Source organism: Olleya sp. YS (assembly GCF_029760915.1).
GTDB lineage: Bacteria > Bacteroidota > Bacteroidia > Flavobacteriales > Flavobacteriaceae > Olleya.
The window spans coordinates 636,644-660,604 of the sequence record NZ_CP121685.1 but is presented as its reverse complement, the minus strand read 5'-3'; the positions used below and the strand labels follow the sequence as shown (position 1 = coordinate 660,604).

The window sequence follows — 23,961 nt, the reverse complement described above, 5'->3', positions numbered from 1 at the left end:
TAAATATAAATCATGCCAATTATAAAATCCGTAAACGGTAAATCACCTCAAATTCCAGAAGATTGTTATATAGCAGAAAACGCTACCATAGTTGGCGATGTGCAATTTGGTAAACACTGTAGTATTTGGTTTAATGCAGTCTTACGTGGTGATGTGCATTATATAAAATTAGGAGACAAAGTAAATGTCCAAGATGGAGCAGTAGTACACTGTACGTATCAAAAATATCCAACAAATATTGGAAATAACGTCTCAATAGGTCATAATGCCATAGTCCACGGTTGTACTATACAAGACAATGTGTTGATAGGTATGGGAAGTATTATCATGGATAATTGTGTAGTAGAAAGTAATAGCATTGTAGCAGCAGGAGCAGTAGTGACACAGAATACAGTTGTAGAATCTGGAAGTATTTATGCAGGTGTCCCAGCCAAAAAAGTAAAGGATATAAGTAAAGAGCTAATCCATGGAGAAATTAACAGAATTGCAGAAAATTACATTAAATACTCTAGCTGGTTTAAATAGTAAATAATATTACTTACGATAATTTATAGGTCTGTCCTCGTAAAAATTTTCAAAAGTTTTATCGGTAAAATAATTGTCTTTAAGAACTTTATAGACCATTACGCCAACTAAAACTTGTCCTAAAACAGTCAAGTAAAACACCCAATTAAAAGCCATATCCATAGCTACCATTATGATAACTGTAACTAATAGTAGCGTCGTAATAGCTACCCAAAACATAACAGGAATTTTCATAGTAAATTTTTATTTCAATTTACTTATAATCAGTCGTTTGTGCTGTTAATAAAATTATAAAACATCAATTTTAACCACAAGTCCTTCATTACTTCTAATGTTGCAAACTGTATCATCTTCAAAAATTAGGTATTGACCTTTTATTCCTTTTAATATACCTTTATAGTGTTGCGCTTTTTCAAAGTTTAATGACTTAGGTTTTTTAGGATAGTTTAAGACTGGAAACTGGATGTTAGTTTCTTGATTATCCTCAATAAAATATGGTTTAGCTTCGTCAGGAATGTATTGCTTCAGCTTATCTCGCCATTCTACTAGATTTTCATCAACAATATCATTTTTTAGCATGGTTCTCCAATTGGTTTTATCACCAATATGATTTTTTAAAGCAACTTCTGTAATGCCTGCTAAATAACGGTTAGGAACTTCAACAATTTCTATAGCTTCATGTGCACCTTGATCTATCCATCGTGTAGGGACTTGACTTTTTCTAGTAACACCAACTTTTACATTACTAGAGTTGGCAAGATATACAATATGTGGTTGTAGTTGCACTTGTTTTTCGTAAGCTAAATCTCTGTCTTCTATATCTAAATGCGCCTGACTTAACTCAGGATTCATAATCCAATCTGCAGCTTGTGGAATGTCAAAAAAGCAGCTTTTGCAAAATCCTTGACGGTATATAGGTTTGTTTAAATGGCAGTTTAAACACTCATGACCTATAAAAGTAAACTGTAATGTTTTGTTTAATAATTGGTTAAGATTTATAAAATCGTTTTTAAAGACTAGATAATAAGAAATAGGCTCTAAAAATTCGGTTTGCATTTTTGTTAAAACACCTTGGTAGGTCATAAAAAAAAGTATTATTTTTAAAACTTAAAGATACAAATAACTATGCCAATTCCTCTTGTTAATTCTATTGCATCTTGGTTTTTAAAGAAGCGATTTCATCAAATAGAGTTGTTTTTAAAGTACCCAAACGAGGTGCAACAAGAGTTATTATTTAGTTTATTAGATACCGCTAAAGACACAGAAATGGGAAGGTCTTACGAGTTTTCTTCAATAAAAAATTATGCAACATTTGCAGAGCGAGTACCAATAACTACCTATGAAGATTTTCAAGATAGTATAGAACGAAGTAGACAAGGTGAAAATAATATTTTTTGGCCTAAACCTATTAAGTGGTTTGCAAAATCTAGCGGAACCACAAGTGCCAAAAGTAAATTTATTCCTGTAAGTATTGATAGTTTAGAAGATTGCCATTATGCAGCTAGTAAAGATTTATTATGTATGTATTTAAATAATAATCAAGATTCGCAGCTATTTACTGGTAAAAGCTTACGCTTAGGTGGAAGTAAGGAGCTTTACAAAGAAAACGGAACCGTCTTTGGAGATTTAAGCGCTATATTAATAGATAATATGCCTTTTTGGGCAGAATTTAGTAGTACACCTAGTAGTAAAGTGTCTTTAATGAGTGAGTGGGAAACAAAAATGGCTGCGATAGTTAATGAGACTATAAATGAAAATGTTACCAGTCTAGCAGGTGTACCAAGTTGGATGTTGGTTTTATTAAATAATATATTGGATAAAACCGAAAAAACAAACTTGTTTGATGTTTGGCCAAATCTAGAAGTTTATTTTCATGGAGGCGTAAGTTTTAATCCTTACATAGAACAATACAGAAATATTTTACCAAAAAAAGAATTTAAATATTACGAAACGTATAATGCTTCAGAAGGGTTTTTTGCCATACAAGATCAAAACTATTCTGGAGACTTATTATTAATGTTGGATTATGGTATTTTTTACGAGTTTATCCCAATGGATGCATATGGAACAAAAGATCAGAAAATTATTCCGCTTAGTGAAGTAGAACTTAATAAAAACTATGCTGTAGTCATAACTACCAACGCTGGACTCTGGCGATATAAAATAGGAGATACTGTAAGATTTGTATCAATAAGTCCTTATAGAATAAAAGTATCTGGTCGTACCAAACACCATATTAATGTCTTTGGAGAAGAGTTAATTATTGAAAATGCTGAAGATGCTTTAAAAAAGGTATGTAAAAAAACAAAATCCGAAATTGTAGATTATACAGCAGCACCAATATTTATGGAAGGTAAAGAAAAAGGCGCTCATGAATGGTTAATAGAATTTAAAACTCCTCCAAAAGACTTGAATTATTTTAATGAACTATTTGATAACGCGTTAAAAAGCTTAAATTCAGATTACGAAGCTAAACGCTACAATAATATGACACTTAATAAACCAAAAATTAATGTGGCTAGAGAACAACTATTTTACGATTGGTTAAAGTTAAATGATAAACTTGGAGGTCAACACAAAGTGCCAAGATTATCAAATACTAGACAATATCTTGATGATTTATTGGCTTTAAATAAATAATGATTTACCGTTTATCGGATTTATTTTATTCAATACTTTACTTAATTACCGATAAAAAGCTAATTCAATAGCTAAGTGTAAAATAGCTTTTAATACTAAAATAAAATCTTCATTAAATCTAAATTTTTACTGCAAATAATTTATAATACGCTTAATTTTTATAGTATTTATTAAACAATTACTATTAAATAGTTGTTTTATAGTAGTTTTCGACAAAATGCATTGTCCATATCGATTATTATGGCAATTCATCTAATTCTTATGCTGTAAATAAGTCATTGGTATATATTTACAATGTATTAATTCATTTTAAAGCCCTTAATTATGAAGTCATTGTATGTGTGTGTAGTGTTTTTTATAACACAACTATCTTTTTCTCAAGATACAGCCGAATATATAGAGGATTCTAATATAACAGATTCTAATGTTGAAGTCATTGGTAACAATGGTTACAGCTTTGTGACCTTAGATACAGGTATCAATACTAAATATTCAGAATTTGGTTCTGGATTTTTTATGAATAAATTTATTATGGTTTCTGCTAAAAAACTAGGTGGATTAGCAAAAACAGACAAATCAACTGACGAAGGTTACCGTAATTTATTTTGTGTTGATATTAATAAAGATGGTACATTAGATAATCCAATTTTATTTTCAAGGTTAATAAATACGTTAGATAACGAAGATCAAGTTAGTTTTTTACCAGATGGTCAGACTATGTATTATACAAGAAGTACAGAAGATGGTTCTGCAATCTATAAATTATATAAAACTACTTTAGAGAAAAACTCAAAAGGAAATTGGATAGAGCAGCAATTATTAGATATTAATGTTGATGGTTATTCTATAGAGAACCCTTTTGTAAATCCAAATGGAGACAAATTATACTTTTCTTCAAACAAACCTGGAGGCTTTGGAGGTTTTGATTTGTACGTAGCTAGAATTAGACCTGATGGAACTTTATATGACGCTGTAAATTTGGGTGACCAAATTAACACAGCAGAAGATGATAAGTATCCATCTATATCTAAAGATGGAAAGCAAATTTACTTTTCGTCTAAAGGACATGCTAATATAGGAGGTTTTGATGTATTTACTAGTAGAATTAGAAGATCAGGTTACAGTCAACCTGTTAACTTAGGTAGTACTATTAATACACAGTATGATGAGGTTGCATTCTTTTTAGCGTCTAGAACAAGAGGTTATTTATCTTCTGACAAATCTTTAGGAAAAGGAAGACATGACATTTATAAATTTAATATGGAATTGGTGCCTCAGCAATTAAAAGGAGTCATCGTTGATAGCGAAACTAAAATACCATTACCAAATGCTAAAATTACTTTATTTAATGATGAAGGAGAGCCAGTAGCTGTTGTAAATTCTGATGATGAAGCTAAATATAATTTTGAAATCTTACCATTTGAGAATTATACAATAACAGCTACTAAAGATGGATTTGAAGACAATAAAGTCTCTTTTATAGCAGACAAAGTAAATCAAACAGAATACAATGAAGATTTAGAACTAGTTGCAGAAAAAGCAGTCATTGCTGATGTTGAAGAAAAGAAGATGATTGTGGTTAACAATATCTATTTTGATTACAACAAGGCTTCAATTAAGGACGAATCTCAAATTTCTCTTAACAGTATAGCTGTAGTTTTAAGAGAGCATCCAGAAATGAAAATTCAAATTAATGCACACACAGATAACAGAGGGAATAATGCCTATAACCTAAGATTATCTAAACAACGTGCTGCATCTGCTATGAATTATTTAATCTCTAAAGGTGTTGACAAAAACCGATTATTATCTAATGGATATGGAGAAACTCAACCATTATTTGATTGTAAATCTAAATGTACTGAAGAACAACATCAAGCAAACAGACGAGTTGAGTTTGTAATAATGGAATAAAAAACAGCTAATTGTTTGGAAGTCAGACAAATATTACATATATTAGTCAAGCTATTAATCTGACTTAAGGGAAAGTCACATTGAAATTAATCAAAGAAAACCACTTTATACAATCTGTACAAAGTGGTTTTTTATTGTTTATAGATTTTATAGTGCTTATTAAGAAACGGCTTTCAGTTTTTTAAGAGTCGTCTTACTCAATTTTTGCTCTGCATAAGCTTTAGTTACACTTAATTTTTTTGTGTCACTTCCAGGCAAATCAAACATTGCATCTGTTAAAATTTCTTCACAAAGACTTCTTAAGCCACGTGCGCCAAGTTTATATTCTATTGCTTTTTGGACAATGTACTCTAGTGCTCCATCTGTAATGTTTAACTCGATGTCATCCATTTCAAACAACTTTTTGTATTGTTTGATAATAGCGTTTTTAGGTTCTGTTAAAATAGCTCTTAACGTATTAGCATCTAATGGATCCATATAAGTAAGAACAGGTAAACGACCAATTATTTCTGGTATTAAACCAAAATCTTTTAAATCTTTTGGGATAATGTATTGTAACAAATTATCGTGGTCTACAACATCTTCTTTAATAGAAGCACTGTAACCAATTGCTTGCATATTTAAACGCTTAGAGATTACACGTTCTATACCATCAAACGCTCCACCAGCAATAAACAGGATGTTTTCTGTATTTACCTCGATGAATTTTTGATCGGGATGCTTACGTCCACCTTTTGGTGGAACGTTAACTACGGTACCCTCTAAGAGTTTAAGTAAAGCCTGTTGAACACCCTCTCCAGATACATCTCTGGTTATAGAAGGATTATCGCTTTTACGTGCTATTTTATCAATTTCATCTATAAAAACAATTCCCTTTTCTGCTTTGTCAAGATTATAATCTGCTGCCTGTAATAAACGTGTTAAAATACTTTCTACATCCTCACCAACGTATCCTGCTTCTGTAAGTACTGTAGCATCTACAATTGCTAAAGGAACGTTTAACATTCTAGCAATAGTTTTTGCCATTAATGTTTTTCCAGTTCCTGTTTGTCCTACCATAATGATGTTTGATTTTTGAATTTCAATATCATCATTTGTTGGTGGTTGTAATAAACGTTTATAATGATTGTAGACTGCAACCGACATCACTTTTTTAGTGTGTTCTTGACCTATAATATATTCATCTAAAAAAGACTTTATTTTTAGAGGCTTTTTCAGCATTAATTCGGCAGACAGATCTTTAGAATCTTCTTCTTTAGATTCTTCAACCACAATACCATGCGCTTGTTGAATACATCTGTCACAAATGTGCGCATCTAAACCTGCAATTAATAAATTGGTTTCAGGTTTTTTTCTTCCACAAAATGAACATTCTAACTCTTCCTTTGCCATCTGTTTTATTTAATTTGAATATTTAGAAGTGAAAAACTTTACCAAGTTTCACTAATAAAGATTTCTTTAATTTTAATTGATTTAATCACGAGTTAATATCTCGTCAATCATTCCGTATTCTTTAGCTTTATCAGCTTTCATCCAATAATCTCTATCACTATCTTCATAGACTTTGTCGTAATCTTGACCTGAGTGCTTACTAATAATTTTATATAATTCTTCTTTAAGAATTAATATTTCGCGTGCAGTAATTTCTATATCACTAGCTTGACCTTGCGCACCACCTAAAGGTTGATGTATCATCACTCTGGAGTGTTCTAATCCACTACGTTTTCCTTTTTCTCCTGCACATAATAATACAGCTCCCATTGAGGCTGCCATACCTGTACATATTGTGGCTACATCTGGCTTTATAAATTGCATCGTATCGTATATACCTAAACCAGCATATACACTTCCTCCTGGAGAGTTAATATATATTTGAATATCTTTTGAAGCATCCACACTAGATAAAAATAACAGCTGTGCTTGAATAATATTTGCAACTTGATCGTTTATTCCTGTTCCTAAAAAAATAATACGGTCCATCATTAAACGCGAGAATACATCAAATATAGCAATGTTCATTTGACGTTCTTCTATAATGTTTGGTGTTAAGTTGGTTGGATACATACTACTAATTATTTTGTTGTAATATGTACTGCTTATACCTTGATCTTTTATAGCGAATTTTTCGAATTCTTTTCCGTAATCCATAGTTTGATTTAATATGCTTTTAATTGAAAAAATTAGGCGTTGTTTAGTCTTGCTAAACAACGCCTAAAGATAATGATTATTTTGTTAAACCTATCCTAATAGATTTTTGAGAGCTTAACTTAAAACTAATTGAAAACTAGTTATTTATCTCCGTAAACTTCTTTTACAAAAGCATCATAAGACAATTCTTTTGTCTTAATGTTAGCTTTTTCTTTGTATAAGTTTAATAATTTTTGACTTACTACTTGCTCTGATATACGTCTTACTTCATCTTGATTTCCTAATACACGTGCAGCAATATCGTCTAATTCTTTATCTGTAGGATTCATTTGTCCAAACTGTGCCATTTGCATTTTAATCATGTTTTTGGCATTGTTTTTAACGTCTTCAAAGTCTACCTTCAGTCCGTTTTCTTCCATTAACTTACCTTCAATAAGTTGGTAACGTAAACTTTTTTCAGATTTTTCGTATTCTTCCTTAGCTTGGGCTTCATCCATTTCAGTTTCACCTGCAACTTGCATCCATTTAGTTAAAAATTCTGTTGGTAAATCAAATTTAGTATTGTCTACCAAGTACTCTGTTACATCGTTTAATAACTTTTGGTCAGATTGTTGTACAAATTGTTTTTCTGCATCTTCTTTAATCTTCGCTTTTAATTCGGTAGCAGATTTTACAACATCTTTTCCAAACAACTTATCAAATAATTCTTGATCAAGATCTGCTAACTCACGACTATTAATTTCGGTAACTGTAAACGTAACTTCAATATCTAATCCATGTGCATCATCATGAGGTACTTTTAAAGCATTCGAAAGCTCATGGTCATCAGCAAATAATCCTTTAGTCTTTAAAGTAATAACGTCACCAACTTTAGCACCAATAAACTTTTTCTCGGTTGCTTTACCTTTAAACTTATCTAAAGTGATAGTTGTTGTATTATCTATCTCTTTGTCTTCATTTTTAAAGGTTCCAGTAATTTCGCTATCTTTTTTTACTTCTTTTTCAGAGACAATTTTACCGTATTGCTTTTGGATACGTTCAATTTGCTCGTTAATCATTTTATCATCAGCAATGATGTTATAATGTGTAATAGCTTTTTTACTTTTTAAATCTACTTTAAATTCTGGAGCTAATCCTAATTCAAATTCAAAAGTAAAAGAGTCTGCATCCCAATTAATATCGTCTTGTTGTTTTGGTAATGGTTGACCTAAAACATCTAATTTTTCTTCAGTTAAATACTTGTTTAATGCATCTTGAAGTAATTTGTTTACTTCATCTACAAGTACAGCTTTTCCGTATTGTTTTTTTACCATTCCCATTGGTACATGACCTTTTCTAAATCCTGGAATGTTTGCTGTTTTGCGGTAATCTGTTAAGATTTTTTCAACTTTATCGCTATAATCGTCTTTAGCGATGTCTACTTTTACGACAGCATTTAATGCATCAATGTTTTCTCTTGTAATATTCATTATAAATGATATAAAGCCCTAAATAGGCATTTAACACTAGTTTTTTTAATTTTAAAGGAGTGCAAAAGTACTACTTTTTTAGACGACAACAAATTTTTTAACGTCTTGAATTACAGAGATTTTTACTATTTACTTTTGTTTTGAATCCGACTTTAAGAAAGATTGGAATAACCACTGTAATATGGATAGTAAAATACTAAACAAAATTGCAGTCCAAATACTAGAAACAGCAAAACCATCAATAAATTTATCTGCTAGTAAAATAATTAATCCATTGATAACAAATAAGAACAGTCCTAGGGTTAAAATAGTTATAGGTAAAGTTAGAATAACTAAAATAGGCTTAATTAATAAGTTTAATATAGATAGTACAATTGCAACTATTATTGAGGTGATATAATTATCTACATATACACCTTTTAAGACTTCTGCTAAAAAAAACACAGCAATGGCGTTAAGTAGTAATCTAATAATTAAATTCATAAGTTAAGTGTTTAGTTATAAGACATTAATTTACAAAATTTGTTACAGCATCATAAAAATCTAAAGGATTTTCTGCATGTAACCAATGTCCTGCATTAACAATGGTTACAATGTCTGCTTTTGGGAAATGATTTTTTATAATCGCCTCATCTTGACTGCCAATGTATTCGCTTTTATCACCTCTTAAAAATAAAGTATCTCCTTCGTATTTAGCATGCAATGGTAAGGCTTCACCAACTTCGCTGACATGTTCAGTAAGTGTTTCTAAATTAATTCGAATAGCTAACTTTCCTTTTTCTACCCAATACAAGTTTTTTAGTAAAAACTGACGTGTACCAAAATCAGATACATAGTTAGCTAGTTGTTTATCGGCTTGACCTCTACTTTTTAAAATATTAAAATCTAAACTGTTTAATCCAGTTAAAATCGTATCGTGATGGACAGGATAAAAACGTGGCGAAATATCTGCTACAACTAATTTGTTAACTAATTCTGGATATTTTGAAGCAAACAACATGGCTGTTTTTCCACCCATGGAATGTCCTAATAAAATGGCTTCTTTTATATGATGTGCTTCAAAATAGTGTTTTATGTCTTCAGCTAACACATCATAATAAAAATCATCACTATGAAAACTTCGACCATGATTACGTTGGTCTACTAAATGCACTTCAAAATGTTCTGCAAATTGATTGCCTAAAGTCTTCCAATTATCACTCATCCCTAAAAAACCATGCAAAATGACCAGTGGTTGACCTTTACCCAATATTTGAGAGTGTAATAACATGTAGTTTATTTTAGTTTATTTTTATACATATTCACTACATTTTCTATACCTAAATATAAACTTTCTGCAATCAAGGCATGACCTATTGATACTTCTAATAAACCAGGTATATTTTGCTTAAAAAACTGAATATTTTCTAGTGATAAATCATGTCCAGCATTAACACCTAACCCAATGTTATTTGCAAGTTCAGCGCATTCTGTATATGGTTTTATAGCATTCTTATTTCCTAAACTGAATTGATGCGCAAATGCTTCAGTATATAATTCTATTCTATCGGTTCCTGTTGCTTTAGCACCTTCAATTTGCTTTAAATCTGGGTCAACAAAAATTGAGGTTCGGATTCCTTTGTCTTTAACTTGTTTGATAACATCTACTAAAAACTCTTTATGTTTTATGGTGTCCCATCCTGCATTGCTTGTTAAAGTATCAATACTATCTGGTACTAGAGTGACTTGTGTTGGCTGTATCTCTAGTACCATATCCATAAATTTTGGGATAGGGTTACCTTCAATATTATATTCGGTATAAACCACAGGTTTTAAATCGTAGGCATCTTGGTATCTAATATGTCTTTCGTCTGGTCTTGGGTGTATCGTTACACCTTCTGCACCAAAACGCTGTACATCTTTTGCAAATTGTACAACATTTGGTATATCACCACCACGAGAGTTTCTTAATGTGGCAATTTTATTAATATTTACGCTTAATTTTGTCATATCAATCGGTTATTAAAAACACAAAAATACAAAGTAGAACCCCTTTATTGTACTAATTTTTGGTTAATTTGCATAAACTTAAGTTTTAATATTATGAATCTTTCAGAATATATCATAAACGATATAAAACCTTTGTTAAACACAGATTTGGTTAGTGATTTACAATTGATGTTTAATCAATTAACGTACTCACATATTCCTGTAAAAGATGAACATGGAACATATTTAGGTTGTATTTCTGAAACAGATGCACATTGTTTTGATGCCAATAAGCCACTGCAAGATTACAGACATGCTGGTGAAGGATTTTTTGTTAGAGACAATACCAATTGGTTAGACGTTTTAGAGGCTTTTGCACAAAATTCGGCTAACATCATGCCTGTTTTAAATGTATCCAATAAATATCTTGGGTATTATGAACTTAATGATGTTATTGGATTATTTAATGAAACCCCTTTCTTTTCAGAAAATGGTGCGATTTTGATAGTAGAAAAAGGATTGCAGGACTACTCTTTTAGTGAAGTTAGTCAAATAGTTGAAAGTAATGATGGTAAGCTTTTAGGTGCTTTTATTTCTAAAATTGAAAATGATGTCGCTCAGATTACAATTAAGATAGGTAATTCTGGGTTAAGTGATATTATGCAGACTTTTAGACGTTACAGTTATAATATCGTGTCTGGTCACGAGGAAGATAGCTATATTGATGGATTAAAAGAACGCTCTGACTATCTAAAAAAATATCTTGATATATAATGGTAAAAGTCGCTGTTTTTAGTCAGTTTCAAAAGAAAAAACCATTAGCCTCCTTAGAGGTTCTTCTGGATGTGCTTAAAAAACAAAATATAGATGTTGTTATTGAAGCTGATTTTTATAAAGGCATTGCTTCAAAAATAAAAAAAGAATATGCCACTTTCTCAAAGCTAGATAGTACTTATGATTTTTTAGTTAGTATTGGTGGTGATGGTACAATATTAAGAGCTATAACTTTGGTTAGAGATTTAAATATTCCAATAGTTGGTATTAATACAGGACGTTTAGGGTTTTTAGCAACTATACAACATGAAGATATTGAGGCTGCTATTCATTCTATACTTGATAAAAAATATACTATTTCAGAACGTAGTTTATTAACCATTGAAAGTTCAGAAAAAAACGCAGAAATAGAAAGCTGTAATTTTGCATTAAATGAAATAGCAGTAAGCCGAAAAAATACGACCTCTATGATAACGGTTGAAACCGAGTTAAATGGTGAGTATTTAACATCTTATTGGAGTGATGGATTAATTATATCCACACCAACTGGGTCTACAGGGTATTCTTTAAGTTGTGGTGGACCAGTTATAACACCTAATGCGTCAAGCTTAGTATTAACACCAATTGCTCCACATAATTTAAGTGCAAGACCTTTGGTAATTGAAGATTCTACTATTATTACCTTAAAGGTAAGTGGTAGAGAAAAAAAGCATTTAGTGTCTTTGGATTCTAGAATTGCAACCTTGTCCAATAAAACAACAATTACTATAAAAAAAGCACCATTTACAATTAAAATGATTGTGCTAAACAACGAAACTTTTCTAGATACACTCCGAAAAAAACTACTTTGGGGAGAAGACAAACGTAATTAGACAATAATTTGCAGGTAAATCTGTTTAAAAGTGTAACTATTTCAATCAAATTGTTATAGGCTAATCTTATTTATTATATTTGCAAACTTTGAAGATTTATGAAGCAGTTAACACTAGTAATACTAACATGTTTAAGCCTACAATTTAGTACAGCACAAATCAACGAATTTGGGTTGTATTTAGGTGGTTCTAATTTTATTGGAGATGTTGGTGCTACAGACTATATTGCACCAAAGCAATTAGCTTTAGGTGCTATTTATAAATGGAATAGAAGCCCAAGACACTCTTACAGGATTTCTTTAATTTTTACCGAATTAGAAGGGATTGATAAAAATTCTGACGATCCAAGTAGACAAATTAGAGGCTTAGAGTTTAATAATCAAATTATAGAATTATCTGCTGGTGTAGAATTTACTTTTTTCGATTTTAATTTACATCAAGGCGGATTTGTATCTACACCATACCTATATACAGGTATTAGCGCTACCCAGCACGATAATTTTTATTTAAATAATGCTGGTACACTAGTAAAAGAAGATACGTCAAGCATTGCTTGGGGTATTCCGATGGTCATTGGATTTAAAACATCTATAACACCAGAAATTATTTTGGCTTTTGAAGTTGGCGCACGTTATACTTTTACAGATGAAATAGATGGTAGTGTTCCAGACGCAGAAGAGCTAGCAAGCAGAAGTTTTGGAAACTTAAATAATGACGATTGGTACACTTTTACAGGTGTTACCTTAACTTACACTTTTGGGAAAAACCCATGTTATTGCGGATTTTAATTTGAAGACACAGAATCACATACAAAAACAGCATCTACCTAAACATATAGCCATTATTATGGATGGTAATGGTCGTTGGGCTAAACAAAAAGGTATGATGCGTGCTTTTGGTCATGAGAGTGGAACAAAATCTGTAAGACAAACCGTAGAGGCTTGTGCCGAAATCGGAATCAAGCATCTTACTTTATACGCCTTTTCAACAGAAAATTGGAAGCGTCCCAAATTAGAGGTGGATACGTTAATGAAGCTTTTAGTCTCATCTCTTAAAAAAGAAATTAACACACTTTTAGATAATAACATCAGGTTAAATGCAATAGGAAATTTAACATCATTGCCTAAAAAAGTGTACAGAGAATTGCAGGAAGTTATAGACTTAACCAAGGAAAACACGCATATGGACTTGACTTTAGCACTAAGTTATGGATCCAGAGAGGAACTATTAAATGCTGTTAAAGAAATTAGTACTAAAGTTAAAAATAATATAATTTCTACAGAAAGTATTGACGAATCGGTATTTAATGCACATCTTTACACGCAGAGTTTACCAGATGTAGATTTACTTATAAGAACTAGTGGAGAGCAACGTATAAGCAATTTTTTGTTGTGGCAAATAGCTTATGCAGAATTATACTTTACACCTGTTCTTTGGCCAGACTTTACAAAGCAACACTTAAGTGAAGCTATTATAGAATATCAAAAAAGAGAACGACGATTTGGGAAAACCAGTGAACAAATTAGCTAAACAATTACCATTGAAAAAAGTATTACAATACAGCTTAATAGCAATCACGTTTTTTAGTGCATTGACAATAAATGCGCAGGATTTAAGCTACGAAGACGGTAAAAAATATAATCTTGCCGAAATTACAGTTAAAGGAAACACAAACTTTAGTGAACAAACCATAATTACCTATTCTGGGCTAAGAAAAGGAGATGAAATTATGATTCCTGGTGAAGAGATTAGTAATGCCATAAAAAAACTTTGGAAATCTAATTTGTTTAGCGACATCGAAGTATACTTATTAAAAACTGAAGGTGATAGTGCTTATCTAGAAATAAGATTAGCAGATTTGCCAGAGTTAAAAGATGTGACTATTACTGGTGTAAAAAAAGGAAAGCAAGAAACTATTATTAAAGAAAACAAGCTTTTAAAAGGTGCTAAAGTAACAGAAAACTTAGTTACCACTACTAAAAATTACTTAGAGAATAAGTATAAGAAAAACGGGTTTTTAAATGCTAAAGTTAAAGTAAATACAACAGAAGTAGTTACTGACTCTATTAGTAAGCCTTTAGTTAACATGACGGTTAACATTGACAAAGGAGAAAAAGTAAAAGTAAAATCTATAGACTTTGAAGGTAATAGTGTTTTAAGTGATAAAAAACTTAGAAAAGCTATGAAAAATACCAAGCAGATAAATCCAATAAGACTTTTAAAGCGTTCCAAATTTATAGAAGCAGATTATAAAACGGATTTATCGACTATAGTAGACAAGTATAAAGAAGTTGGGTATAGAGACGCTAGAATTGTATCAGATACATTAATCATTAATAATAACAAAACAGTATCACTACAAATAGAAGTTGAAGAAGGTGAAAAATATACTTTTGGAGATATCACTTTTATAGGAAACACTGTATATACAGATGAAGCTTTAAAACGATTATTACGTATTAATAAAGGAGATACTTATAATGGTGTAGAGCTGCAAAAACGAATTGCTGATAATACAAAACCTGACGCCAACGATTTAACCAATTTATATCAAAATAATGGATATTTGTTTTCTACAATCAATCCAGTAGAAGTTAATGCAGATGGTAATGTCATTGATATGGAAATTAGAATTACCGAAGGTAAACCAGTATACTTCAACAAAGTAACAGCTACTGGAAATGAAAAAACTAATGATCATGTCATCTACAGAGAGATTAGAACAAGACCAGGAGATTTATACAGTAAGGAAAATGTTGTTAGAACCATTAGAGAATTAAGTCAATTAGGATTTTTTGATGCAGAGCAACTAACCCCTAACTTTAAAAACCCTAACCCAGAAGAAGGGACTATTGACATGGAGTATGCTTTAGTAGAAGCAGGATCAAGTCAGATTGAACTTCAAGGAGGTTATGGTGGTGGTGGATTTATTGGGACATTAGGATTGTCTTTTAATAACTTCTCTATTAAAGATATCTTCAAAAAAGACGCTTATAAACCAATTCCAATGGGAGATGGTCAAAGATTATCGTTACGTTTACAAGCCAGTCGTTTTTTTCAGACCTATAGTTTTTCATTCTCAGAACCTTGGTTAGGTGGTAAAAAACCAGTACAATTTTCGACCTCTATTTCTCATACTAAGCAATTTTTATTCAATGCGCAGACAAGGAATGCAGATAAAGATAGACGCTTCAATATTACTGGTGTTACCGTTGGTTTAGCTAAACGATTATCTGTACCAGATGATTATTTTACATTATCACAAGCTATTAGTTTTCAGCATTATGATTTAAAAAACTATAACACAGGATTATTTACGTTTGGAGATGGGTACTCAAATAACCTGTCTTATACCTTAGGATTAAGTAGAAACAATACGTTTAATGATCCAATATTCCCAATGGGAGGATCTAATTTTACAGCTACAGCAAAATTCTCTTTACCATATTCATTATTTAATGATGTAGACTATTCTGCTTTAAGCGATGAAAGAGCACAAAATCAAGCAATAGTTAATGATGCTAGTGCTAACGTTATTGTTAGAACAGCAGCATCAGATAGAATAAGTGAAATAGACCAACAACGATTCAACTGGTTAGAATTTTATAAAATTAAATTTAGAGGAGATTGGTATACAAGACTAGTAGACAAATTAGTATTAAGACCTAGTGTCGAATTCGGTTTTCTAGGTGCATATAACCAAGATAGAGGTATTATTCCTTTTGAGCGTTTCTTTGTTGGAGGAGATGGTTTGGGAGCTTTAAGTTTGGATGGTAGAGAAGCAGTAGCATTAAGAGGATATCCAAATCAAGGATTATCTACTCAAGATGGTGGAACTATTTTTAATAAATTTTCTTTGGAATTACGTTACCCAATTACATTAAAGCAATCTGCTAAGATTTATGCTTTAGGGTTTATGGAAGCTGGAGCATCTTACAATAACTTCAGAGATTATGATCCTTTTGCGTTAAAAAGATCTGCAGGTTTTGGTATTAGAATCTTTATGCCAGCGTTTGGGCTGTTAGGAATAGATTTTGGACACGGTTTCGATGCTTTACCAGGAGCTTCTGTTAAAAATGGTTGGGAAACGCATTTTATAATAGGACAACAGTTTTAATTAATAACGGTTCAGCCCAATAAAATCAATAATTAATCCCTTTAGTTTCTATATTTTTTTATTTTTGGCACGATATTTTCTAATAACATTTCAAGGATTTGATTAAAGAATTAAAATTTTTAAGATTAAAATTCGTTATTTTGAAAATACTAACTCAATAATGCAATGTTTAACAGTAATTTGAGTTTATAATCAAGAAATAATATAACAAATTCCAAAATGAAATTAAAAGTTCTTATTGTATTGGTGATGCTTGCAGCAGGCTTTACTGCTAATGCCCAACGTGGAGTTAGAATTGGTTACATAGACACAGAATATATTTTAGAAAACATTCCAGAATATACAGAAGCTACAAACCAACTAGAAAGTAAGGTTCAAAAATGGAAAAATGAGATAGAAGGTAAACTTAATGATGTCAAGTTAAAACGTGAAGCATTAAATAATGAAAAGGCGCTATTAACTAAAGAGTTAATAGAAGAGCGAGAAGAAGATATCATTTTTGAAGAAAAAGAAATATTAGATTACCAACAAAAACGCTTTGGTCCTAATGGAGATTTAATGATTCAGAAAAGGCAATTAATGCAACCTGTTCAAGATCAAATTTTTCAAGCAGTACAAGATATTGCTAAAGCCAAAAAATATGATTTTGTTTTTGACAAATCAGCAGATGTCGTGATGTTATATTCTGCAGAGCGATTTGATATGAGTGACCAAGTGATTAGAACCATATCAAGAGCGTCTAAACGTAATCAAGCAAAAAACAAATCAGAACGTAAAAAAGCCAAAGAAGAAGACGTAGTTGTTGAGATAAATGAAGAACAAGAAGCACGTCAAAAGGCATTAGACGATAAAAAAGCAGAAAGAGCAGCTGCAACCGAAGCTAGAAAAAAAGAAATTTTAGATGCTAGAGAAGCTAAGAAGAAAGAAGCTGCGGAAAGAAGAGCAAAGATATTGGAAGAGCGAGCAAAAGCTAGAGAAGAAAAATTAAAAGAAAGAAATAAAGGTAATAAGGAGGAAGATGAACAGCCAGTTTCTTTTGATGAAAACGAAAGCACTAAGCAACAAGAAACTCCTAAAACAAGAGAGCAAATTTTAGAAGAAAGAAGACAAAAAAAATTAGCAGATAGAGAAGCAAGAAAAAAAGAACTTGAAGCTAAAAAACAAAAAATCTTAGAAGACCGTAAGAAAGCTAAAGAAGAAAAAGAGAGCACAGAAGACGAAGATAACTAAGACAAATACAAATAATTTATAACACACAAATACTATTTTAAAAATGAAACAATTCAAAACACTTTTATTTGCTGCAGCATTATTTATTGGAGCGACAAGTTTAACTCATGCTCAAACAAAAGTAGCCCACATTAATACTACAGAACTTGTAGCATCTATGCCAGAAATGAAAGCTGCACAAGCAGAAATGGATCAAATGGGTAAAACCTACCAAGCTGATATAGAAGAGATGGTAAACGAATATCAAGCTAAAGCAAAGCAATACGAAGCGGAAGCTGCAACTAAAACTAACGAGCAAAACCAACAACGTGGTGAGGAGTTAGCACAAATGCAACAAAGTATCCGTCAGTTTCAAGCAGATGCTCAACAAAAACTTCAGCAAAAAGAATTAGACTTACTTAAGCCTATTACAGATAAAGCTAAAGCAGCTATTTTAAAAGTTGGTAAAGCACAAGGTTACAACTATGTATTAGATTCGTCTCAAGGATCTGGTGTTATCATGGCAGAAGGTAAAGACCTATTAACTGATGTACAAAAAGAATTAGGATTTTAATTAAAATCCCTTTCAGATTACAATTAAGCTGTCTAACTTTAGACAGCTTTTTTTATATTTAAAAAACATGAGTAAACAACCCATTGGGATTTTCGATTCAGGAGTAGGTGGTACATCTATTTGGAAAGCCATACACGCTTTGTTACCCAACGAGAACACTATTTATCTTGCAGATAGTATTAATGCGCCTTATGGACCTAAAGGTAAAGACGCCATAATCGCACTTTCTGAAAAAAATACTGAGTATTTACTTAATCAAAATTGTAAGCTTATTGTTGTGGCTTGTAATACTGCAACAACTAATGCAATAGCACATTTAAGAGAAACCTATGATGTACCTTTTATTGGTATTGAACCTGCAATAAAACCTGCTGCATTACAAACTAAAACAAAAACTATAGGAATTTTAGCAACTAAAGGAACGTTAAGTAGTGAGTTGTTTCATAATACCTCACAACTATATAGCAATGATATTACAGTGGTAGAACAAGAAGGAGAAGGCATTGTTCAGTTAATTGAAAATGGTCAAATTAATTCTTTTAAAATGAAAGAGTTATTAACCACTTATTTAAAACCAATGTTAGAAGCCAATATTGATTATTTGGTATTAGGATGCACGCATTATCCTTACTTAATTCCTCAGTTAATAGAACTGCTACCCAAACAAGTTAAGATTATCGATTCTGGTGAAGCAGTTGCCAAACAAACCAAAACTATCTTAGAACAACATGATTTATTAAATACGTTGAAGGTTAAACCTAGTTTAAAGTTTTTCTCAAATGCAAATCCAAAAGTCATGCAGGACTTATTAGATAATAAATATAATGTAGACTATTTAAAGTTTTAATTAAAATAAATCTAACAAAAAAACCACGTCATTTTAAAAATGCGTGGTTTTTTTATATACTATAAAAGGCTGTTTATATATTTTCTGCGTCTCTTAGACCTTGAATATATTCAGCTTTTTGTATTTGTCTTCTTCTACTTACTGATGGCTTAGTAAAGTATTGCTTCTCTCTTAAGTTCTGCATTACTTTAACGTTTCTGTGCTTACGCTTGTAACGTTTTAGAGCACGTTCTATGTTTTCACCTTCTTTTATTTCAATTCTTAACATATCTTAATTTTAAATAGAGTGCAAATATCTGTTAAATAAAGGATATTTTCAAATTAATATCGCAATATTTTATACATATTTACTTGTTTTGGTAATTAAGTTTACCCTAAATACGTTTTTAATATTTTACTTTTTGAAGTTTGACGTAAGCGTCTTATACCTTTTTCTCTAATTTGTCTTACACGTTCACGAGTTAAATCAAAGGTTCTACCAATCTCATCTAAAGTCATTGCTGGTTGATTACTTAATCCAAAATTAAGTCTAATCACATCGCTTTCTCTTGGTGTTAAGGTTTCCAAAGCACGATCAATCTCTGTGTTTAATGACTCACGCATTAAATTCATGTCTGGATTAGGTGACTCGTTTGAACTTACTAAATCGTATAAACTATAATCCTCACCTTCTTTTAAAGGTGCATCCATGGAGACATGTCTACTAGAAATTTTCATAGATTGTTTAACATCACTAATAGTCAAGTCTAATTCTTTAGCAATTTCTGAAGCACTTGGAGGTCTTTGATTAATTTGCTCTAAATGCGACGTTACTTTTCTAATTTTGTTAATAGACCCAATCTTGTTTAATGGTAATCTAACAATCCTAGATTGCTCTGCTAAAGCAGATAAAATAGCTTGCCTGATCCACCAAACTGCATAGGATATAAATTTAAATCCTCTAGTCTCATCAAATCGTTTAGCAGCTTTTACTAATCCTGCATTACCTTCGTTGATCAAATCTGGTAAAGTTAAACCTTGATTTTGATATTGTTTGGCGACAGATACAACAAAACGTAAGTTAGCAGTCGTCAATAAATCTAAAGATTTTTGACAGCCTTCTCTAATTTTTTGAGCTAATTCAACTTCCTCTTCTGCAGTAATCATTGGAAGTTTGCTAATGTCTTGTAAGTATTTATCTAGGGATTTAGATTCGCGGTTGGTAACTTGCTTAGTAATTTTTAATTGCCTCATTCAGTCTAGATTGTTTTAATGTTATTACTACAATCTAACAATTTAATTGACAATTCCTAATTATTTGCACTTTCTTTTTTAAAAAAGACATAAACCATTAAAATTGAGTAAAAAAAGACACAAAAACGACTAATTTTTGTTAAATTTTCAAAAATCTATTCTTTTTTATTTTTTTTACCAAACAAACCATTAATAACGTCTTTGACTTGATTTTTTGGTTTTACACTATCTGTTTTAGTAGAATCTTTAGGTTTATTATTACCGCTTAAAATACCACCAATGACATCTTTAACAGTATTATTGTTTTGTGTGCTAGTAGAATCTTTTGGTTTATTACCTCCTAAAATATCACCAACAACATCGGTAAGTTTGTCTTTTCCTTTATTGATAAGTTTTTGTTTTTCAATTTCAATGAGTTGATTGGTTAAGTTTTTAACTCCACTAGTTAAATCGGTTTGCACTTTTGGTTGCGTAGTGTTACCAGAAATAGTTGCAGTAACTGGAATGGTAATATTATTTACAGCTGGATCATTAATTTTGTTTATTAATTTATTGACATCGCTTCCTAAATACTTAGCTGGAACATCAAAAACTACTTGATAATTCATAGTATTGCTAAACGTATGAGAGCCATTAATTGTCATTATTATATCTTTATATTTAATATCAAATGGTTTTACTGTTACTTGCCCATTAGTAAAGGAAAGCTTTGTTTTTAAGTCTTTTAAATCTAGTTTACTAAAATCCAAAAAGTCTAGTTTACTTTCTAATAAAGAGAACAGTTGTTCATTTTTAGGTTGAAATGTTGTTGTTAGTAATTCCGCAAAAGCGTCACCAGAAATAGTATTTAAAAGCGGTGTAAAATCATCACCCAATGTGCCTGATAAAGTAATACTACTGTTTAGTTTTCCTTGTAATGCTTTTGTGATTGGAGCCAAGGCTTTTAATAGATTTAAATCCTCAAACGATTGTGCTATGTTAAAGTCTTTTGCACCTAAATTCATGCTAAATGTAGGCTTTGCAGTTTTTGTATCTACAACACCTTCAAGATTTAAATTACCATCAAAAATACTAGAGGTAACATTGTTAAGCTGTGCTTTTTCATCTGCAATTTTAAGATTTCCGTTTACATCTCTTAAAATTAAATTATCGTAATGTACTGTTTTGACATTTGCAGTGATATTACAATCTAAAAATGCTGGAATTTTAAGTGAGGTTGCAGGTTCTGTACTTTGATTAACTGGTGCATTGCTTCCACCTTCAATCATAAAATCACTAATCACAAAGATGTTGGAAATGACTTTAAAATCACCTTTTAATTTCTGGTCACTTAATAAAAAACCAAGTAAATTGTTAATAGTTCCAGTTGCATTTAGATCTGTTTTTCCAGTTGTTGCTACAAAATTATCTAAGGTTATTGTACCTGGATTAAAGTTAATGGAGGCGTTTGAAATATTAATAGGGTTGACAATGTCTGCTGAAGAGAATACAAAGTCAGATACACTCATGGTTCCGTTATTTTTGATACGCTCATAAGCATTAGTTTCTAGCGCATTCATATCAAAGCTAGTGTTGAGTTTTGCTTTTAAAATACCTTTTAATTCGTTATTTAATTCTACTGGATAAGCTTTGGTTAAGTTTCCTAAATTTAAGATACCATCTAAATTAGCGTTAACTAAAATGTTTTTAGTCAAGTTTTTAAGGGTTGCAGAGCTCTTAAATTCGTCTTGATCAATCTTAAAATTTAGTGTGTTAAGCTTGATATAAGTATCATCTGCAATTCCAGTTTCGTTTTTCACCTCTGCATTAATAATGATGTTTTCTACGCGTTTAGGTAAATTATCAAACTTAAAAGAGGCATTATTAGACAAAATGTTGATGTCTAAGGTTGGTATTTTAGTTTCAGTTACCTCTCCTTTAATTAAACCGCTAACCTTAAAGTTACCAGTTGTATTAACATTGTCTAGATTTTTAGCATAAGTTTTTGGGATTAACGCTAAAAAGTCTTTAAAAGAAGATCCTGGATTTTCAAAAGAAACATCAATCTCTTGGCCTGCTTCAATCAATTTTATATACCCTTTAAACTCTAATGGTAAATCGTTAACAAAACCTTTGTTTTCTTTAAACGTATAAGTGTTATTTGGTAAATCCAAATCTATTAAGGCATCTAGTTTTATACTGTTGTCGCTTAAATATTCTATGTCATCCATACTAAATGTAACATTAGCTTCTGTTTTTGTATCCAACTCCGATACTGCTCCAGAGAATCGACCATTACCTTGATGATTTAAATTTGTTATTTTAAATTTAGTATTTGCACTTTCGTCTAAATAGTTAAAAGCACTATTATTGATGGTATAATCTTCAATGTCAAAGGTAAAACCTTCGCTTTGCGTATTGTCTTCTGAGGACGAACTGTCATTTTCTTTTGCAATATTCCAATTTACGTCTCCATTAATATTGGTTTTTAAACTGACTAATGCCTGATCAATATTCACACTATTGACTATTATTGGATCTTCGTCTGCATTTTTAAACAGTTCTTTTACAGACATATCTAATGATACTAATTTTGCTATTGCAAGCGTGTCTTTTTCAAAAGGTGCAACATTAGTAATCATAAAGTTATCAAGCGTAACATTGGCTTGAGGAAAGCTTCTTATAAAGCTTAAATTTACATCGTCAAAGGTGACTTTAGCGTTAACATTGTCATTGATATATCGTCTAACCATGTCCTTGATTTGACTCTGAAATATAAATGGACTAGCAATCAATAAGGTTAGTAATATTAATAATGAAATTCCAATAATTTTTAGTTTCTTTTTCATATTGAATGTTCCGTAAAACGGTAATAAATCTGTTATAGTTACTTACGCTCAAACTAATTAAATAGATGTTTATATAAAAGTATTTAATAAAAGTTTAGCATTTACTTCTTATGCTATAGTAATTGCAATTCTTCGTTGACTTTCAGATTAAAACGTTGTCTAAAAAGATAGACGCCTAAATATAAAAAGGGGGTGTCTAAAATGGCAATTAAAACTTTAAAAATAAACCCGCTAATGAGTAAACCTGTAAACTTATCCCATGGGATTTCTCCAAAAGAACATAATAAAAATAGCACAGAAAATGTATCTACAAATTGAGACAAGAATGTTGAGAAATTATTACGTAGCCATAAGTGTTTTCCTTTGGTTAAGCTTTTCCAGAAATGATAAATTTGAATATCTACCAATTGTGCTAACAAATAGGCCATCATACTAGCAAAAACTGCAATAATGGTGTTGCCAAATACGGTAGTAAACAAACTATCGTCAACAGGCGACCACGATGTTGCAGAAACTGTATTAGCAGTATAAATAATTAAAAGTGAAAATACAGAAGCGAAAATTCCAGCAACAACAATTTGATTAGCACGTTTTTTACCATAAATTTCACTAATTAAATCGGTGATTAAAAAGGTAATTGGATAGGGTAGAATACCTACTGAAATTTCAAATAATTTAGTATTAAAAATCTCAATGTCAAAAGGGTGCCAATAAAAGAATTTCTGAAAAATAAGATTAGAAACCACCAATGCAGTTATAAAAAGTGCGCCTAAAAACAAGTAAATTTTTTGTGCAGCTAGTTTGTCTTTTAGTGTCATAAAAACTTATTAACAGATTTGATAA

General features: G+C 31.0%; 23 protein-coding genes. 11 read left to right on the top strand and 12 right to left on the bottom strand.

From position 1 onward, the window contains the following. The first annotated feature begins 12 nt into the window (after positions 1-12). Entirely contained in the window at positions 13-525 is a 513-nt protein-coding gene (locus tag Ollyesu_RS03170; protein ID WP_279302349.1) for a gamma carbonic anhydrase family protein, read from the top strand. A gap of 9 nt (positions 526-534) precedes the next feature. Here Ollyesu_RS03170 and Ollyesu_RS03165 read toward each other — a convergent pair whose 3' ends face one another. Then, on the bottom strand, positions 535-759 hold the full coding sequence (locus Ollyesu_RS03165; protein WP_279302348.1) for a hypothetical protein: 225 nt from the start codon (positions 757-759) through the stop codon (positions 535-537). A 54-nt stretch (positions 760-813) separates the two neighbouring features. Then, entirely contained in the window at positions 814-1,608 is a 795-nt protein-coding gene (locus Ollyesu_RS03160; protein ID WP_279302347.1) for a DUF2797 domain-containing protein, read from the bottom strand. A gap of 42 nt (positions 1,609-1,650) precedes the next feature. Here Ollyesu_RS03160 and Ollyesu_RS03155 point away from each other — a divergent pair, with 42 nt between their 5' ends. Together Ollyesu_RS03155 and Ollyesu_RS03150 are read left to right on the top strand one after the other, a co-directional pair. Continuing rightward, positions 1,651-3,165, top strand: coding sequence for a GH3 auxin-responsive promoter family protein (locus tag Ollyesu_RS03155; protein WP_279302346.1), 1,515 nt, complete (start codon positions 1,651-1,653; stop codon positions 3,163-3,165). Between the two features lie 324 nt (positions 3,166-3,489). Next, positions 3,490-5,079 (top strand): OmpA family protein, encoded by a 1,590-nt coding sequence (locus Ollyesu_RS03150; RefSeq protein ID WP_279302345.1) that lies wholly within the window; start codon positions 3,490-3,492, stop codon positions 5,077-5,079. Between the two features lie 159 nt (positions 5,080-5,238). Here the strand turns inward: Ollyesu_RS03150 and clpX are convergent, their stop codons facing one another. The 6 genes from clpX to Ollyesu_RS03120 all read right to left on the bottom strand — a co-directional run bounded on the left by clpX (position 5,239) and on the right by Ollyesu_RS03120 (position 10,685). Next, a complete protein-coding gene (clpX, locus tag Ollyesu_RS03145; RefSeq protein WP_279302344.1) occupies positions 5,239-6,471 on the bottom strand; it encodes an ATP-dependent Clp protease ATP-binding subunit ClpX in 1,233 nt (410 codons plus the stop codon). A gap of 81 nt (positions 6,472-6,552) precedes the next feature. Next, the gene (gene clpP / locus Ollyesu_RS03140) at positions 6,553-7,227 is read right to left on the bottom strand and encodes an ATP-dependent Clp endopeptidase proteolytic subunit ClpP (RefSeq protein ID WP_279302343.1); all 675 of its coding nucleotides are present in this window, start codon (positions 7,225-7,227) and stop codon (positions 6,553-6,555) included. A gap of 140 nt (positions 7,228-7,367) precedes the next feature. Beyond that, complete coding sequence (gene tig / locus Ollyesu_RS03135; RefSeq protein ID WP_279302342.1) at positions 7,368-8,696, bottom strand: trigger factor; 1,329 nt, start codon at positions 8,694-8,696, stop codon at positions 7,368-7,370. A 129-nt stretch (positions 8,697-8,825) separates the two neighbouring features. Further along, a complete protein-coding gene (locus Ollyesu_RS03130) occupies positions 8,826-9,179 on the bottom strand; it encodes a phage holin family protein (protein WP_279302341.1) in 354 nt (117 codons plus the stop codon). 25 nt (positions 9,180-9,204) lie between these two features. Beyond that, a complete protein-coding gene (locus tag Ollyesu_RS03125; protein WP_279302340.1) occupies positions 9,205-9,966 on the bottom strand; it encodes an alpha/beta fold hydrolase in 762 nt (253 codons plus the stop codon). A 5-nt stretch (positions 9,967-9,971) separates the two neighbouring features. Next, the gene (locus tag Ollyesu_RS03120) at positions 9,972-10,685 is read right to left on the bottom strand and encodes a pyridoxine 5'-phosphate synthase (RefSeq protein WP_279302339.1); all 714 of its coding nucleotides are present in this window, start codon (positions 10,683-10,685) and stop codon (positions 9,972-9,974) included. A 93-nt stretch (positions 10,686-10,778) separates the two neighbouring features. Here Ollyesu_RS03120 and Ollyesu_RS03115 point away from each other — a divergent pair, with 93 nt between their 5' ends. From Ollyesu_RS03115 to murI, 8 genes are all read left to right on the top strand, one after another. Then, the gene (locus Ollyesu_RS03115; RefSeq protein ID WP_279302338.1) at positions 10,779-11,438 is read left to right on the top strand and encodes an acetoin utilization protein acuB; all 660 of its coding nucleotides are present in this window, start codon (positions 10,779-10,781) and stop codon (positions 11,436-11,438) included. Further along, positions 11,438-12,310 (top strand): NAD kinase, encoded by an 873-nt coding sequence (locus Ollyesu_RS03110; RefSeq protein WP_279302337.1) that lies wholly within the window; start codon positions 11,438-11,440, stop codon positions 12,308-12,310. Before Ollyesu_RS03115 ends, Ollyesu_RS03110 begins: the two co-directional genes overlap by 1 nt. A gap of 98 nt (positions 12,311-12,408) precedes the next feature. Then, positions 12,409-13,098: a DUF6089 family protein gene (locus Ollyesu_RS03105; protein WP_279302336.1), complete on the top strand. Its 690-nt coding sequence runs from the start codon at positions 12,409-12,411 to the stop codon at positions 13,096-13,098. Between the two features lie 58 nt (positions 13,099-13,156). Then, a complete protein-coding gene (locus Ollyesu_RS03100) occupies positions 13,157-13,840 on the top strand; it encodes an isoprenyl transferase (RefSeq protein ID WP_279303058.1) in 684 nt (227 codons plus the stop codon). Between the two features lie 10 nt (positions 13,841-13,850). Next, positions 13,851-16,427, top strand: a complete 2,577-nt coding sequence (locus tag Ollyesu_RS03095; RefSeq protein ID WP_279302335.1) for a POTRA domain-containing protein — start codon at positions 13,851-13,853, stop codon at positions 16,425-16,427. A 219-nt stretch (positions 16,428-16,646) separates the two neighbouring features. Further along, the gene (locus Ollyesu_RS03090; protein WP_279302334.1) at positions 16,647-17,657 is read left to right on the top strand and encodes an OmpH family outer membrane protein; all 1,011 of its coding nucleotides are present in this window, start codon (positions 16,647-16,649) and stop codon (positions 17,655-17,657) included. Positions 17,658-17,700: 43 nt separating this feature from the next. Beyond that, on the top strand, positions 17,701-18,210 hold the full coding sequence (locus Ollyesu_RS03085) for an OmpH family outer membrane protein (RefSeq protein ID WP_279302333.1): 510 nt from the start codon (positions 17,701-17,703) through the stop codon (positions 18,208-18,210). A 67-nt stretch (positions 18,211-18,277) separates the two neighbouring features. Beyond that, complete coding sequence (murI, locus tag Ollyesu_RS03080) at positions 18,278-19,057, top strand: glutamate racemase (protein ID WP_279302332.1); 780 nt, start codon at positions 18,278-18,280, stop codon at positions 19,055-19,057. 73 nt (positions 19,058-19,130) lie between these two features. Here the strand turns inward: murI and rpsU are convergent, their stop codons facing one another. The 4 genes from rpsU to Ollyesu_RS03060 form a co-directional block, all read right to left on the bottom strand. Further along, the gene (rpsU, locus tag Ollyesu_RS03075; RefSeq protein WP_111660147.1) at positions 19,131-19,325 is read right to left on the bottom strand and encodes a 30S ribosomal protein S21; all 195 of its coding nucleotides are present in this window, start codon (positions 19,323-19,325) and stop codon (positions 19,131-19,133) included. 101 nt (positions 19,326-19,426) lie between these two features. Beyond that, the gene (locus tag Ollyesu_RS03070) at positions 19,427-20,290 is read right to left on the bottom strand and encodes an RNA polymerase sigma factor RpoD/SigA (protein ID WP_111660146.1); all 864 of its coding nucleotides are present in this window, start codon (positions 20,288-20,290) and stop codon (positions 19,427-19,429) included. 155 nt (positions 20,291-20,445) lie between these two features. After that, the gene (locus Ollyesu_RS03065; protein WP_279302331.1) at positions 20,446-23,118 is read right to left on the bottom strand and encodes an AsmA-like C-terminal region-containing protein; all 2,673 of its coding nucleotides are present in this window, start codon (positions 23,116-23,118) and stop codon (positions 20,446-20,448) included. A 113-nt stretch (positions 23,119-23,231) separates the two neighbouring features. Then, on the bottom strand, positions 23,232-23,936 hold the full coding sequence (locus tag Ollyesu_RS03060; RefSeq protein ID WP_279302330.1) for a queuosine precursor transporter: 705 nt from the start codon (positions 23,934-23,936) through the stop codon (positions 23,232-23,234). Between the last annotated feature and the right edge of the window lie 25 nt (positions 23,937-23,961).